Origin of the sequence: Thioclava sp. GXIMD4215 (genome assembly GCF_045291555.1) — a bacterium.
GTDB classification, from domain to species: Bacteria; Pseudomonadota; Alphaproteobacteria; order Rhodobacterales; family Rhodobacteraceae; genus Thioclava; species Thioclava litoralis.
Map to the genome: position 1 here is coordinate 1,025,526 of NZ_CP149515.1, position 15,136 is coordinate 1,040,661.

Annotated in this window: 14 protein-coding genes and 1 tRNA gene; 8 read left to right on the plus strand and 7 right to left on the minus strand. The window is 60.1% G+C overall.

What is annotated here, in order from left to right:
- Positions 1-588: 588 nt before the first annotated feature.
- Positions 589-1,272 (minus strand): GAD-like domain-containing protein, encoded by a 684-nt coding sequence (locus WDB86_RS04940; protein ID WP_406736784.1) that lies wholly within the window; start codon positions 1,270-1,272, stop codon positions 589-591.
- A 1-nt stretch (position 1,273) separates the two neighbouring features.
- Positions 1,274-3,142, minus strand: coding sequence for a polymorphic toxin type 15 domain-containing protein (locus tag WDB86_RS04945; RefSeq protein ID WP_406736785.1), 1,869 nt, complete (start codon positions 3,140-3,142; stop codon positions 1,274-1,276).
- 185 nt (positions 3,143-3,327) lie between these two features.
- Between WDB86_RS04945 and WDB86_RS04950 the strand changes: the two genes are divergently transcribed.
- Positions 3,328-4,365 carry a DUF4123 domain-containing protein gene (locus WDB86_RS04950; RefSeq protein ID WP_406736786.1) on the plus strand — a complete coding sequence of 346 codons (1,038 nt, stop codon included), beginning with the start codon at positions 3,328-3,330 and terminating at the stop codon, positions 4,363-4,365.
- Between the two features lie 583 nt (positions 4,366-4,948).
- Here WDB86_RS04950 and WDB86_RS04955 read toward each other — a convergent pair.
- The 4 genes from WDB86_RS04955 to pdxH all read right to left on the minus strand — a co-directional run bounded on the left by WDB86_RS04955 (position 4,949) and on the right by pdxH (position 6,946).
- Positions 4,949-5,025: transfer RNA gene (locus WDB86_RS04955), tRNA-Pro, on the minus strand.
- A 112-nt stretch (positions 5,026-5,137) separates the two neighbouring features.
- Positions 5,138-5,674 (minus strand): DUF192 domain-containing protein, encoded by a 537-nt coding sequence (locus tag WDB86_RS04960; RefSeq protein ID WP_406736787.1) that lies wholly within the window; start codon positions 5,672-5,674, stop codon positions 5,138-5,140.
- Positions 5,650-6,180 (minus strand): cold shock domain-containing protein, encoded by a 531-nt coding sequence (locus tag WDB86_RS04965; protein WP_339107027.1) that lies wholly within the window; start codon positions 6,178-6,180, stop codon positions 5,650-5,652. Before WDB86_RS04965 ends, WDB86_RS04960 begins: the two co-directional genes overlap by 25 nt.
- A 142-nt stretch (positions 6,181-6,322) precedes the next feature.
- Positions 6,323-6,946 (minus strand): pyridoxamine 5'-phosphate oxidase, encoded by a 624-nt coding sequence (pdxH, locus tag WDB86_RS04970; protein ID WP_406720583.1) that lies wholly within the window; start codon positions 6,944-6,946, stop codon positions 6,323-6,325.
- Between the two features lie 177 nt (positions 6,947-7,123).
- Here pdxH and fabI point away from each other — a divergent pair, with 177 nt between their 5' ends.
- Genes fabI through gpt form a run of 3 tightly spaced genes read left to right on the plus strand, consistent with a single transcriptional unit; the run spans position 7,124 to position 9,089 of the window.
- The gene (fabI, locus tag WDB86_RS04975; protein ID WP_339107025.1) at positions 7,124-7,945 is read left to right on the plus strand and encodes an enoyl-ACP reductase FabI; all 822 of its coding nucleotides are present in this window, start codon (positions 7,124-7,126) and stop codon (positions 7,943-7,945) included.
- 4 nt (positions 7,946-7,949) lie between these two features.
- Complete coding sequence (locus tag WDB86_RS04980) at positions 7,950-8,564, plus strand: LysE family translocator (protein WP_406736788.1); 615 nt, start codon at positions 7,950-7,952, stop codon at positions 8,562-8,564.
- 15 nt (positions 8,565-8,579) lie between these two features.
- On the plus strand, positions 8,580-9,089 hold the full coding sequence (gene gpt, locus WDB86_RS04985; RefSeq protein ID WP_339107023.1) for a xanthine phosphoribosyltransferase: 510 nt from the start codon (positions 8,580-8,582) through the stop codon (positions 9,087-9,089).
- Between the two features lie 23 nt (positions 9,090-9,112).
- Here gpt and WDB86_RS04990 read toward each other — a convergent pair whose 3' ends face one another.
- Positions 9,113-9,562, minus strand: a complete 450-nt coding sequence (locus tag WDB86_RS04990) for a hypothetical protein (protein WP_406736789.1) — start codon at positions 9,560-9,562, stop codon at positions 9,113-9,115.
- A 236-nt stretch (positions 9,563-9,798) separates the two neighbouring features.
- On the opposite strand from WDB86_RS04990, the gene WDB86_RS04995 reads away from it, so the two are divergent.
- The 4 genes from WDB86_RS04995 to WDB86_RS05010 all read left to right on the plus strand — a co-directional run bounded on the left by WDB86_RS04995 (position 9,799) and on the right by WDB86_RS05010 (position 15,136).
- Positions 9,799-10,980 (plus strand): aminotransferase, encoded by a 1,182-nt coding sequence (locus tag WDB86_RS04995; protein ID WP_339107021.1) that lies wholly within the window; start codon positions 9,799-9,801, stop codon positions 10,978-10,980.
- Between the two features lie 111 nt (positions 10,981-11,091).
- Entirely contained in the window at positions 11,092-12,948 is a 1,857-nt protein-coding gene (locus WDB86_RS05000; RefSeq protein ID WP_406736790.1) for a SurA N-terminal domain-containing protein, read from the plus strand.
- Positions 12,949-12,987: 39 nt separating this feature from the next.
- The gene (gene trpE, locus WDB86_RS05005; protein ID WP_339107019.1) at positions 12,988-14,493 is read left to right on the plus strand and encodes an anthranilate synthase component I; all 1,506 of its coding nucleotides are present in this window, start codon (positions 12,988-12,990) and stop codon (positions 14,491-14,493) included.
- 160 nt (positions 14,494-14,653) lie between these two features.
- On the plus strand, positions 14,654-15,136 hold the full coding sequence (locus tag WDB86_RS05010) for a hypothetical protein (RefSeq protein ID WP_339107018.1): 483 nt from the start codon (positions 14,654-14,656) through the stop codon (positions 15,134-15,136).

Here is a 15,136-nt window from a genome sequence, read left to right on the forward strand (position 1 = left end):
GGCAGAGTCCGGCAAAGGGCGGGCCGATTCCTCCACAGAGGCCCCATCCGTCCGGATGGCGAGCTGTCCGGAAGTTTTCCTTGAGTCACGGAGGCTTGGCTTCGCCCGAAGACGATTGGCGGGAATTATCCACAATCGCGCGCCCAAAAAGGACGCAAAATCACATTTTCACAAAAATAACACTTAACGGCGCCACCAAGGGGAAGGATGCCGAAAGCTCTTCCCTCCGCAGGAGAAAACGCCCGCCACCAACGGCTCAGCGATTCTCCCAAGCCTCTATTTATTAACGACTATCCGGAGGATACAGGCAGCTTGCTTACAAAAAGCCCCCCGCCCCCGTGGACGCCCGACAAGAACCCCGTGGCATGACGCGGACGATATGGCAGGCCCAATGTTGTATCATGCAACGCGCTTTCCAAAGATGAAGCCGAGACCATCGACCGTGCGATGTATGTGGCGCTGATACTTTGGCTAGCAAAGAACCGCCAGTCCAACAGACTGAGCCCCAAGACGGTCCTTCAAAAACAGACAGCGCCCCACCCCTTACAGCCGCCTATGTCGCGGTCTCGCCCTCTCCAGTATGGCGGTTCAACGCACATCCTTCACTGCCGCTTTAAGCGCCTGCGGCCCATCTGCGCCAAATGCAATCCGCGCAAGGTCATCAGTGGTCATCACACGAGGCGGCTCGAGTTCAGTGACCATTTGCAGATAGTCTGGGGCTGAAGTCACTTGCAGGCTCTCCAGCTCGAAATTCCCGCCAAGTGGAATGGCCAGCTTGGGCGCATAGATCTGGTCGATCGACAGCTCGCCAAGCACTGCTTTAGCAGCTTCAAAATCCTTTACTTTTTTACTATCTCCGTCGGGCATCCAAGAAAACAGCTCCACCTCGATCTCGAAGCACTGGCTCTTCATTGGGCGCGGCTCTGACGCGAAACGCTCGTCCAGCAACAATGCGTGAAAGATCGGCAGATACTTGAAAGCGCTCCCGACACCCCGCCGCCAGACCCAAACCTCGCCAAGACCCGAGAGACAATACGGGATCAATCCATGCCGGAACTCTTCGGGAAGCGACTGCGCCCAAAGATCCACCACATATTGATAGCGCTTCGGGTCAATGATCTGAAAACGACCTTTTTGCCAAGACGCCGCTCCGAAATTTTCATAAAGCCGCTGCAACGATGTCGGCAGTGTTTGATCTATCTTGGCGATCGGTTCCGACACACTATCAGGCGCTCCGAACTCATCTAGGAACTCATCCAAAAACTCTGCCATTTTATTTCCTACACGGTTCAAGTTTCACATTCATTCTAGCATTGGGGGAACTCTGCATTTTAGCGGCCGCTGAGTCGATCTGAGAGATTCTACTCGTTGGGCTCTGGTAGTCCCCCCAAGATCCGCCAATGGAAGAGTTTATGCCAGCATCCGCCACCCTGCTTATCTGGTCATAACCACCAGCGATCATATCTGGGTTATGCAACGCGGCAAGGTGGGACATAACAGCCTCCGAACGCACCCCTGCCTCTTTGATCACCTGTCTTGCTGATAACCCGCTCCCTTCCATAGAACGTGCAATACTTGTCCTTATTGATGACCGGAGATCCGCCCGCGCCGCCTCCTGTGCGGCACCGTCACTGATCCCCTTGCGCCCAAGAGCAATATAGTCATTGCGCGCTTGCTGGTATTGCGCGACCGTCAGAGCATTCAGCCCATCTTGCTGGTCCTGCAACTGCCGCGCATATTCCTTCATAAGCCGCTGCTGCGCCACCTCGTCACCGGGCGCGCGGCGTTTGGCATAACCGGCAACGTCGAAACATTTGACATCGACCTGCGCCATGCGTTTGCGCGTGATCCGGATATTGCCCCCATTCATACCCAGCGTGCTCGGGTCGATTTCGAGCTTATATTGCTTGAGCTCGTGGGAGATGCGGGCCACCTGATCGCTGGCATATTCCCCGCCCGCCCTGATCGCCTTGTGCAGCCCCTTGCCGATATTGCCCACGAATTGCACGACCTTCTGGAAGCCCTGCACGAACGAGGTCACAACACCCAGTGCGCGCACGGATCTGGACAGTTTGACAAGCTTTGCCATCAATGTCGCCATCCGGCCCGCCAGAAGGGCCGCAGCCGTTCCGCCCGACAGGGCCGCGATCAGTGCAAGGACCAGCTCGATCAGCACCTCAGGCAGCACGAAGCCCGCCCCCGTCCCCGCCATCTCGGCCAGAAAGTTCGGTGTCATATTCGTGGCAACCGCCATCAGGATATGGAACAGATACTCGAAGGCATTGGTCTCGCTGGCCACGAGGATCATCCGCTCGATCCAGTCCTGCCCCTTGGCCTTGAGCTCGGCGAACAATAGCCCGATCTCGCCCGGCAGTCGGGTCAGGCTATCAATCGCGCGCTCGATCACATCCACGGTGCCCGAGGCGAAGGCCCGCAGCGCATCGAAAATAATACTGAGATGGTCGGACAGATCATCGGCGCCCTCGAAGATCTTCTCGTAAAGATAGGCCGCGCCCCATGTTCCGGGGATATATCTGACAAAGGCGGGCTGACGGCTCCACCAAGATTTTGCCGCCTGAAACTGGCTGATCGCGATCGTGCTGGCACTGCCCCAGAAATCGGCCTCGCTCTCCCACCAGCTTTCCAGACCGGACATGACGCCATCGCGCAAACCTTCCGCGATGGACATCACCCCATCGGCATTCCACTTCACGACCCAAGGCTGGAGCGCGCCCAGCATGGTATCACGCCACGCGGTCAGCGCAGCCCCGAGCCCCTCCATAGCCTGATCGGCCTCGGCATCTCCGCCACTATCGCCGGGCAGATCGACGCTGACCCGCCCGCGCTCGACCTCGGGATATTCGAAAGTGCCAAGCCTGGTGATGGGCGCGGTCTCGGCATCGCCATCGGTCAGCCCGTGATGTGGCAGGGCATCCGTCTTGACTGTCTGGTCCACCAACACACCGCTGGCATCCGCAAGCCTGAGCGGCGCATTGGTCAGGGGCGTGGCCCAGGCATCGGTATATCGGGCAGACACCCCGATCCAGCCCTTGCATGGCATCGTGGTCTTATCGAGCGATCCGACAAAGCGATAGGCGCTGGATTGCGAACGTGCTGAAATATCTTCGGGCGAAATCGACATGAAACCGTCGCATGTAAAATGGATCTATAAGCCTGTCTTTTATGGCCGGTTCATAGGGTCATGAGAAGCCCATCCGGATCACGGGAAGCATGGATGCCGCATTATAAGCAGAATTTCGCCAGACCCGATTGGACAATCAGCCACAAAGCCATGAGATTACCTTTGGATGGTGGCGGAGCGATGTGATGGATGATGATTTCTGGCTGACCCTTGCCAATGGCCCCGAAGACACCAGCACGGCCATCGCAGTCCAGCACGAGGCGCAACAAGGGATTACCCCGCTCGACCGTCAGTTCGGGCATCATCCGCGCCGGATCGTGCCGGAGGGGCTGGAGATGCAGTTCGACCTCGTCACCGATCAGGGCCAGCTCTTCGCCATTCTCGATGGCGCAAAAATTCCCGATCTCCCCGAACTTCTGGAGGCCAGCGGCCTGAACCATCTATGCCTTTTCAAAGGCGATGCGCTTGACGACTATGGCGCGATCGCACCTTGGATCGTGCAGATGGATCGCGACAGTGACCTCCTCCGGCATCTCTTCACGAAAGACCAAGGGCCTCATCATCTTTGGGATCATGAGGCCGCCATCTACCTGCGGGCGCCCTGCAATCTGGACGCGCTGCAGCGCCATTTCCGCCGGCTCGTAAAACTGCGGCGTGAGGATCAAAGCTGGATCTTCTTCCGGTTCTGGGACCCCAAGATCCTGCGCCGCTTCCTGCTGCTGGCCGATAGCCGCTCTCCCCTGCTGCGTGCGCTTCTGTATCTCACCGAAGAACAGGGGCTCCGCGAGGTTATCACGGTTCTGAAAACCGGCGATCTGGACCGCTTCGCCTTCACCCTCCCCGCGCTGGAGGCCCGCGCCTCTGTGCCACGGCTCGAAGGGCAGGATTTCGCGATTCTGACTCAAGCGGTGTCCTTGGAGCGCCTTGACGAGATGGTGCGCGCGTTACAGGGCGACTTTCCCGAAGAACTGCAGGGACAGGATTACACGACCCTTCACCGCAAGGTCAGCGAGGCACTGATCCGGATGCAGAGCTACGGGTTCCGTTCGGGCCCGCTGCTTTACACCTTAACCGCATGGGAGCTGATCTATGACGCAGGGTTCGAACACCGCGATCCGACCGGCCGCCTGCTGCAGACCTTCCGCTCCCATCTCAGCGAACAACGAAAATTCCGCCGAATCGAGCAGAGGCTGACCAGCCTGTTCGAAGAGGGCGTTCTGTGACCGCTGCTGCATCAGACCTTCCACGTCCCAAGACAACGCACCACTCTCCACCCGACACGCAGTGCTGCAGCCGATAATTTCAGCCTATCGACAACAAGATGAGAGCTGAAACTATGGCCCCTTTCAAAGACAGCCCCGACACACTCTTCCTTCGCGAACACATCGAGGCGATGGCACACAGGAAGACGCAGAGCGAGATCGCCTCCGAGGCGGGCTTCACCAACGCCAATATGATCTCGGTCCTGAAGGCGGGAAAATCGAAGATCCCCCTCGACCGAATACCATCTCTGGCCAAGGCGCTAGAGACGGACCCCGCGTGGTTCCTCCGGCTCGCTTTGGAGCAAGCTGTGGGCAAGACCTCCGCTCAAGCCATCGAAGAAATCTACGGCAGCCCCGTCACCGAGAACGAACGTCGCTGGCTCTTGGAATTGCGTGAGGCCTCGGAGGATAAGTATCTTGCAGATAACAATATGTATATCAAAGAACTCCGACAGGATAATGCAACCTGGGTCACATATACTGCTCTGCAACACACGGGGAAGGCCTGCAATCGCATTGCCTTGAAGGGAACAATTTTCAGAAATGGTCGGGGCGGCGAGATTCGAACTCACGGCCTTCTGTACCCAAAACAGACGCGCTACCAGGCTGCGCTACGCCCCGACTGAAGGTCTGATAACGTCTCGCGACAGAAAGGGAAAGAGGCAAGTTGCCACTCCCGCCCGAACCTATCGGAGAAATACGCGTTTCGCGCGCCAAACCGGCCCCGCGCAGCCTATGGGGCGCAGGGAATGCGGGCCTTGCCGCTTTCGATCAGGGGATGGGACAGAATGCTGCCTGCCGCGATCTGGTGTGCGCGGGCCTGTCCCCCGTTCAATTCCAGCACAAAACGGGCCTTCCCTCCGGAAGCGATCGGCGTGTCGTCGCCCGGAATGGCATTTTCATGCACCGAGACGATCTGCCCCGCCGCATCGATAAACAGCATATCAAGCGGAATCAGCGTGTTGCGCATCCAGAAAGCGCGCGGGGCCTCATCGGGATAGACAAAAAGCATGCCCGCATCCTGCGGCAGGGTCTCGCGATACATCAGGCCACGGGCGCGTTGCTGCGCGGTTGTGGCCAATTCGATCCGGAACCGCGTGACCGCGGCCTTCGTGGCCCCCGTCAGGACGGCGGCATCCATCGCACAGGACACCGGTGCCGCCAGCACCGGAGCACCAACGGCAAGAAGGAGCGCGCAAAGCGCCGCCCCCAAAAAACCCGAAACACCCGGCCTGCGCCCCATATTCAGGACCGCAGCCCGCTTTCCCAAGACAGAACCTGCGCGGCCATGCGGCCCCGACGTCCCTCGATCACCTTCAGGCATACAGCCTCCCCCGGCGCCAGATCGGCAAAACCGGAACGGCGCAGCACTTCGATATGGATAAAGACATCCTCGGAGCGGCCGAACACATTGGCAAATCCGAAGCCCTTCACCTTATCGAACCACTTCACACGCACAGGCTCGAGCGGCAGATTTTCAAGATCGCTCGCTTCCGTCCCGTCGAGATCCTCGATCGGCGGAATATCATCGCTGTTCTCGGGCGGGTCGATCTGCAGGACCTCAACGGCCTGCCGCCCACGCGGGGTCTTCTGTACCCGAACAGAAATCAGGGCGTTATCCGCCACAGATCCCTGACCAAAGTTCCGCAGAACATTGGCATGGAGAAGGATATCGGGACCGCCCTCCCCATCAAGGATAAAACCGAACCCCTTGGCAGGGTCAAACCATTTGACCTTCCCTCGGAGTTCGCTCAATTCGTTCACACCGTCAATCATGTATAATAGATCCGTCGAATAACTAGACACGTTGTGCCACATGGCCCAATGCAGCACGTCTCCTCATATCAAAGAGGTAACGTAACTGATTTGGAAAAAAAACGATTATTTTACCTCGATTGCAGTTCACGAAGCGTGAAATTCAAGGGTTTAAGCGCGAAACCGACCAATTTGACGTTGCGTCAGCCCGCTCCCAACGGAACCGGTCATGCAAACGGAATGCGCCATCAGCCCAAAATTCAATCTCTACAGGAACGATACGGAACCCGCCCCAGAACGGGGGGCGCTTCGGGTTCGGCCCCTTGAGCGCCGTGATTTTTGCCACTTCGGCCATAAGATGGGCCCGGCTTTCGAGCGGCTGGCTCTGGTGGCTGGCCCATGCCCCGAGCCGCGACTTGAGCGAGCGGGAGGCGTAATAGTCATCGGCTTGCGGCCCGTCCTCACGGCTGACAAGCCCGCGCACGCGGATCTGACGACGCAGGGACTTCCAGTGCAGCACGAAGGCGGCCTTGCCCGCGCCATCAAGCTCTTGTGCCTTGCGCGATTCGTAATTGGTGTAAAAGACGAACGCCCCGCCCGAGGCGGCCTCGACCCCCTCGATCTCTTTCAGCAGCACCATGCGGACATTCGGCAGGCCCTGCGCATCCACCGTCGACAGCGCAATCGCGTTCGGGTCATTGAGTTCGGTCTTTTCGGCCTCTTCCAGCCACGTCTGCGCAATGGCAAACGGGTCGCGCCCCGCAAAAATCCCCTCGCGATCACTCATCGGCTCTGTCTCCGTCCTACATATTCAATTTTCCGCACGATCCGCGTTGCAAATCAGATGCGCCTCGCGCCACACCTTGCGCTTGCAGCAGCAGAATGCAAGCGCTGCACCTTGTTCTTTCGCTGCGTTTCTCTTAAGGCAATCCATCATAGCAGAGGGAAGCGGGGGAAACCTGACATGACCAATAATCTTATGGCAGGCAAACGCGGCCTGATCATGGGCCTGGCGAACGACAAATCCATCGCCTATGGCATTGCGAGACAACTTCGGGATGCGGGGGCGGAACTGGCCCTGTCCTATCATGGCGAGGCGCTGAAAAAACGCGTTGACCCGCTGGCGGTCGAGCTGGGATGCGACACCGTCATCGAATGCGATGCCTCGAATGGCGAGTCCATCGACGCGCTCTTCGCAGCGTTGAAAGAGAAATGGGGCAAGATCGACTTTCTCGTTCACGCCATCGGCTTCTCCGACAAGAACGAGCTGCGTGGCCGTTATGTCGACACCTCGCCGGAAAACTTCCGCCTGACGATGGATGTGTCGGTGTATTCCTTCACCGCCGTGTGTCGTCGCGCCGTCGAGATCATGCCCGAAGGCGGGTCGCTGCTGACGCTGACCTATTACGGTGCCGAGCAGGTGATGCCGCATTACAACGTGATGGGCGTCGCCAAAGCGGCGCTTGAGGCTTCGGTCAAATATATCGCGGAAGATGTGGGCAAGGACGGCATCCGCTGCAACGCGATTTCGGCCGGTCCGATCAAGACGCTGGCAGCCTCGGGGATCGGCGATTTCCGCTATATCCTGAAGTGGAACGAACTGAACTCGCCGCTGCGCCGCAATGTGACGCAGGACGAGGTCGGCAAGGCCGCACTGTTCCTGCTGTCGGATCTGGGCACCGCCACCACCGGCGAGACCCTGCATGTGGATGCAGGCTACCATGTCGTCGGCATGAAGGCCGTGGACGCGCCGGATATCGACGTCACCACCAAACGCAAGGACTGATCCTGTGCTGGGCGTTCTGGGCGCGATCTATCTGGTCCATCTGGCTGCAACGATCTCGCCCGGTCCGGCGGTCCTGTTATGCGCCCGGACCAGCCTGCGTGAAGGATTTGCCCGCGGCAGCTGGCTTGCCGTGGGCATCGGTCTTGGGGCCTGCATCTGGGCGATGGCGGCACTTTTCGGGCTGGCGCTGCTGTTCCAGATTGCCCCTGCCCTGCTGACCACCCTCAAATTCGCCGGTGCGGCCTATCTTCTGTATCTGGCGATCAAGATGTGGCGTCACGCGCCCGACCCGCTGGACGAGGCCCTGCCCGAAACCAAAGCTCCCCGCAGCCCGCTCGGGCTTATCTGGCTTGGTATCGCGACACAGCTGGCCAATCCGAAACCTGCGGTGTTTTTCGGCACGATTTTCCTGACATTCGTGCCGCCACATGCCCCCGCATGGCTCTATGCCGCGATTCTCGGCATTGTCTTTTTCAACGATGCCGGCTGGAATGTTATCGTTTCGCGCATTTTCTCGTTGGAACGGACCCGCCGCGCCTATCTGAACCTCAAATCCACGATAGACCGTGTCTTTGGCGGTCTGTTGGGCCTTCTGGGCCTGAAACTCGCGATCAGTTGATCTAAGGAACACGCCATGACCACCCGTCTGCCCCATGAAAAAGGCTTTCATATCAGCTGGGACCAGATTCACCGGGATGCCCGCGCGCTGGCGTGGCGTCTGGACGGGAAAGGCCCGATCGAGGGCAACTGGTCGGCGGTGGTCGGCATCACGCGCGGTGGCCTTGTGCCAGCGATGATCATGGCACGCGAACTCGATATCCGCACCGTCGATACGATTTCGGTGAAAAGCTACAACCACCAGTCGCGCACCGAACCGCATGTCATCAAGCCGCCGCAGGCCGATATCATGGGGGCGGATGGCGAAGGGGTGCTGATCGTGGATGATCTGGTCGATACGGGCCGGACGCTGGAGCTTGTGCGCTCGCTCTACCCCAAGGCGCATTTCGCCACCATCTACGCAAAACCGATGGGGGTGCCGATGGTTGACAGCTATGTGACCGAGGTTTCCCAGGACACATGGATCTTCTTCCCTTGGGATATGGCGCTGCAATATGTGCAGCCCTATCGCGGCACGGATGCCTGACCAAAGTCAGTCATTTCTCCGGTCTATGCCGATTGCCCGTCAAAGCTGGCAATAAGCTGGTCTGCGCCAAGCGGGCTGGTCTGGTTCAACCGGATCGCCCCGTTCCGCCCCATCACGATGATGCGGAACCCGCCCGTGCGGTCCAGCCCCCCGTTTGCCCCCCCGTCCCCGCTGTCTGACGCGGCGGTATCGGACAGCACCACGATATCACGCGCCGAAAGATCCTTGCTGGCAGAGCGAAGATTGGCCATCTGGACCTGATAGGCCGGATCGTCGGGTGTATCGGCCAGCACGATCACGGGCCGGAATGTCGTCGGACCAGCCTCCAGCGCCGCCCGTGCATCGCCTAGCGGCAAAAACACCCCCGTCGGCTGTGCTTCGGCATGCCCCACCACATCGATGATCGCCCATGTCGACACGGCAACAGCTCCCGCATAGGCGACGCAGCGCAAGCCCCCCGACAGATACGGCATGGGCAACTCCTTTCCGTTATGACCTTCCTCCACACAGGCCGGCACCGAAATCGCCGCAGAGCCGTCACCGTATGGACCATGCTCTTTCAACGTCGCGACCCCGTATTTTGTTCAGTACAAATCCGTGATCCGCGGCTGCGGGCGAGAATATCGCGGGGCTTGCGTAGAAATCGGGCGAATGGCCTTGCCCTTATGCGGCCAAGCTGATCCATTGGCGCCAAGTTTATGAGGATAAAATGACGCTCACGCCCCTTGCCCCGCCTATGGCTGCCACCTTTGCTCCGCCGGTGATGGAGGCGCGGCGCTGGCTTGAAGGGGTGGACTTCCCGCCGGAACGCCCGCTGATCAATGTCAGCCAGGCCGCCCCCGTGGCCGCTCCGCCCGAAGGGCTGCGCCGCGCGATTGCCGAGGCGGCGCTGACACAGGTCGAGGCGCATCTTTACGGCCCTGTTCTGGGGCTGCCCGAGCTGCGTGCCGAACTGGCCAGCCAGTGGTCGGCTGCCTATGGCGGTGCGTTACGCGCGGAGCATGTCGCCATTACCCAAGGCTGCAATCAGGCGTTTGCCGCCGCAATGGCAACCCTTGCCGCCCCCGGAGACGAGGTGATCCTGCCGACGCCGTGGTATTTCAACCACAAGATGTGGTGCGACATGGCCTCGGTCAAAGCCGTGCCGCTGGCCACGGGGCCCGATCTGCTGCCCGACCCCGAAAAGGCGCGCGCGCTAATCACCCCGCGCACCCGTGCCATCATCCTGATCACCCCCAATAATCCGGGGGGCGTGGAATATCCGCCAGCCCTTGTGCAAGCCTTCATGGATCTGGCGCGCGCGCATAAAATCGCGCTGATCCTCGATGAAACCTATCGCGATTTCGACAGCCGCGATACGCGCCCGCACGAGCTGTTCACCGATCCCGACTGGGGCGACACGCTGATCCATCTCTATTCCTTCTCGAAGGCCTACCGGCTGACGGGTCACCGCGTGGGCGCGATGGTCGCGTCTGAGGCGCGTCTGGCCCAAGTCGAGAAGTTCCTTGATACGGTCGCCATCTGCGCCGGACAGCTGGGCCAGATCGGCGCGCTCTGGGGCATGCGCAATCTGGGCGACTGGGTGGCAGGCGAACGCGCCGAAATCCTGTCGCGCCGTGCGGCGATGATCGAAGGCTTCGCGCGGCTGGGCGATTGGCGCCTGATGGGATGCGGGGCCTATTTCGCCTATGTCGAGCATCCTTTTGCGCTCTCCTCCCCCGAGGCGGCGAAAGAGCTGGTGCGGCAGGCGGGCGTTCTGCTTCTGCCCGGCACGATGTTCATGCCCGAGACCGATCCCGCAGGCCAGCGCCAGTTCCGCATCGCCTTCGCCAATATCGATCGCGGCGGGATTTCGATGCTGATGGACCGCCTTTCCGCCGTTTCCCTGTGAAACAATGCCCTGACATCCCCGCGAGCGGCGCTGCAACGCTTGCGGGCTGGCAGAGTTGCGCCTAAACACCCCCTAGAAAACTGACAGGCATGCCCCCGAGCGGAGGAACTGATGGCAAATAAGCTGCGTACGCATGGCAAGAACACCATTGTCTGGGTTCTGCTCGGACTCATCGTCATTGGCCTGATCGGCTTTTCGGCGCATAATTTCGGAAGTAGCACCGCCAGCATCGGCTCTGTCGGCGGCACCAAGATCAGCACCAATGACTATGCGCGCGCCTTGCAGCAGGAACAGAATGCCATGCAGGCGCAGGCGGGCAAACCGCTGAGCTTCCAGCAATTCCAGATGATGGGTCTGGACCGCCGCGTGCAGGGGCAGCTTTTCGGTGAGGCCGCTTTTGAAAATGCCGCCGCCACGCTGGGTATTTCGGTCAGCGATCAGGAACTGGCAGACCGGATCACACAGATTCAGGCTTTCCAGAATGCTGCAGGCGATTTCGACCGCACCGCCTACGAGATGGCCCTGCGCAATCAGGGCATGAAGCAACGCGAGTTCGAACAGAAGCTGCGCGCAGAAATGGCCCGCTCTATCGTGCAAAGCGCCATCGCGTCGAGGGTTCATGCGCCCGATGCCGAGGTCAATGCCTATGCGAATTACATGGCGCAGACCCGCACCGTCTCCTGGGCCGAAGTGACCCGTCAGGATCTGGCCGCCGCGCTGCCCACGCCCAGCGAGGACGAGCTGAAAGCATGGCATGACCAGCATTCCGACAAATTCATGTCGCCCGAGACGAAACAGATCACCTATGTCTGGATCTCGCCCGACATGATTGCGGATAAGGTGCAGGTCAATGAAGACGCGCTGAAAAAGGAATACGAGTCGCGTATCGACGAATTCCAGCAACCCGAGCGCCGCCTTGTCGAGCGCCTGGTCTATCCCGATATGGAGAGCGCCAAGGCCGCGCGCGCGGCACTGGATGCAGGCGATAAGGATTTCGCCGCACTGGCACAGGATCGTGGCCTCACCTTGCAGGACGCCGATATGGGTGATGTGACCGAAAGCGATCTTGGCAAGGCAGGCAAAGACGTGTTTGCCGCCGCCGAAAACAGCGTTGTGGGCCCCGTCGAGACCGATCTCGGCCCTGCCCTGTTCCGCGTGAACGGCATTCTGGCCGCCACGAACCGTAGCTTCGACGAAGTCCGCTCGGAGCTCGGGGACGAGGCCAGCCACGAAACGGCACGCCGCCAGATCGCCGCCGAGCGCAGCAAGCTGGAAGATGATCTGGCAGGCGGCGCGACCTTGGAAGACATGGCCAAAGACACCGATATGCAACTGGGCACGCTGGATTACGGCCCCCAGAGCGAAGGTGGTCTGGCAGGCTATGCCGCCTTCCGTCAGGCCGCAGAGGCGGTCCAAAGCGACGACTTCCCCGAGATTGTCGAACTGGAAGACGGTGGCCTCTTCGCGCTGCGTCTTGATGGCACGACGCCCGCCGCCGTGATCCCCTTCGATACATCGAAAGATCAGGTCAAAGCCGATTGGGAAGCCGCCAAGCTGCTTGAGGCCAAACAGGCCCGCGCCGACGAGGCTGTGAAAGCCGTCACCGGCAAGGCCGATACCCAGCTCAGCGCGACCGGCCTTCTAACGACCGACAGCCCCAATCTGAGCCGCGGCAGCTATCTGGAGGACCTCTCGCAGGTTGCGCTTGCAAAGGCCTTCACGCTCAAGCTGAACGAGGCCGCGAAGGTCACCGATGGCAGCAAGGTCTATGTGGTGCGTCCGGTGCTGATCTCGCAGCCCGACCTGTCCAGCGACAAGAATGCCAAGATGGTCGACAGCCTGCGCGATCAGGTCTCGCAATCTCTGGCCAATGACATGCTCGACCTCTATGCGCGCACCGTGCAGTCCGAAGCCGGCATGCAGATCAATTCGAACGCCATCAGTGGCGTGAATGCGCAGATGCGCTAACCCTTAACCCAGCCAATCCATCAGCTCAGGAGGTTCGACATGGTTGCTCTATCCCCGTCTTTCGAGGCGTTCGACTCCGGCTGGCAAGACGGAAAGAACCAACTGGTCTATGCGCGGCTCGCCGCCGATCTGGATACGCCCGTTTCGCTGATGCTCAAACTGACCGACGCCTCGAAAAACAGCTTCATGCTGGAATCGGTGACCGGTGGCGAGGTGCGCGGGCGCTATTCCTTCGTCGGGATGAAGCCCGATGTCATCTGGGAATGCCGTGGCGAGACGGCCCGCATCAACCGCTCGGCACGGTTCGAAGACACCTTCGAGGCGCTTGACGGCCATCCGCTGGACAGCCTGCGGGCGCTGATTGCCGAAAGCCGCATCGACATGCCCGAGGATCTGCCTCCAGGGGCTGCGGGTCTGTTCGGCTATCTGGGCTATGACATGATCCGTCTTGTCGAGCATCTGCCCGATGTGAACCCCGATCCGCTGGGCGTGCCCGATGCGGTTCTGATGCGGCCTTCGGTGATTGCCGTTCTGGACGGGGTGAAGGGCGAGGTCATTCTTTGTGCGCCAGCCTGGACCGGCTCGGGGCTGTCGGCGCGCGCCGCCTATGCGCAGGCCGCAGAACGGGTGATGGATGCGCTGCGCGACCTTGATCGCACCCCCAACCAGCCGCGCGAGATGGGCGAGAATTTCACCGTGGGCGAGCTGCGGTCCAATTTCACCCGCGAAAGCTATATGGCGGCGGTCGAAAAGGCCAAGGACTATATCCGCGCAGGCGATATCTTCCAATGTGTGCCCGCCCAGCGTTGGTCGGCAGATTTCCCACTGCCGCCCTTCTCGCTCTATCGGTCCCTGCGCCGCACCAACCCCTCGCCTTTCATGTTCTACCTCAATTTCGGTGGCTTCCAGATTGTCGGTGCCTCGCCGGAAATTCTGGTGCGCGTGCGCGATAGCGAGGTCACGATCCGTCCCATCGCAGGCACCCGTCCGCGCGGAGCCACCCCCGAGGAGGATCGCGCCTTGGAGGCCGATCTGCTTTCGGACAAGAAAGAGCTGGCGGAACATCTGATGCTTCTGGATCTGGGGCGCAACGATGTGGGCCGCGTCTCGAAGATCGGCACGGTACATCCGACCGAGAAATTCATCATCGAGCGTTACAGCCACGTGATGCACATCGTCTCCAACGTGGTCGGCGAGATCTCGGACGACCATGACGCGCTTTCCGCGCTTCTGGCCGGTCTGCCGGCGGGCACCGTCTCCGGTGCGCCCAAGGTGCGCGCGATGCAGATCATCGACGAGCTGGAACCCGAGAAACGCTGCATCTATGGCGGCGGGGTGGGCTATTTCGCGGCCAATGGCGAGATGGATATGTGCATCGCGCTGCGCACAGCGGTCGTCAAGGACCAGACGCTGTATATCCAAGCCGGTGGTGGCGTGGTCTATGACAGCGATCCGGCGGCGGAATACGAGGAAACGGTCAACAAATCCAAAGCGTTACGAAAAGCAGCCGAGGATGCGGGGCTGTTTGCGCATGGCCGCAACTAAGCCGCTCTTCTAGAACGTCAAGGCCCGCTATGCGGGCCTTTTTTATGTCCGAAATGTCGCTGGCCCCCTTGTGTCCGGCAGAGCGCGGCGCAATGATGCCTATGTTTTAAGCGTTATGATATTTTTCAGTTCTTTTCATAAGCATTTCTAGGAGCCTCCCATGCGACGCAGTCAAATCCTCGGTTTTTTGCTGGTACTTTCGGCCCTCAATCTGGCCGCTATGGTGCCCGGCGGTTTTGTCGAAACCCGCCACTTCCCCGATTATAGCGTGACCACCCTTGCCGCGTTCAACGTTTTTCTGACCCTGCTCGGGCTGGTCAGTCTTGCCATGGGGATCCGGTTCATGCGCCGGACCGAGGCCCTCTGGGCGCCGATCCTGCTCTCCTTGGGGTTTCTGGCCGTCTATGTCGCGGATCTGGCAAAGATCTTTCCCGTCGCGACAGAGCCCATGTCGATGGTCCTCAAGGCCCTCGAAGTCTTTGGCAGCCTTCTAGCGGGCGTTACCATCGTGCTTGGTCTGCCCCTGCTGGCCAGACCGCATGAAAGCCATAAGCGCCGCCTGTTCCTGCCGGTCTGGGCGCTATGGGCCTTGGGGCTTCTGGCGGTGATGATCGTGATTTTCGCCACGCTCTCGGCGATGTAG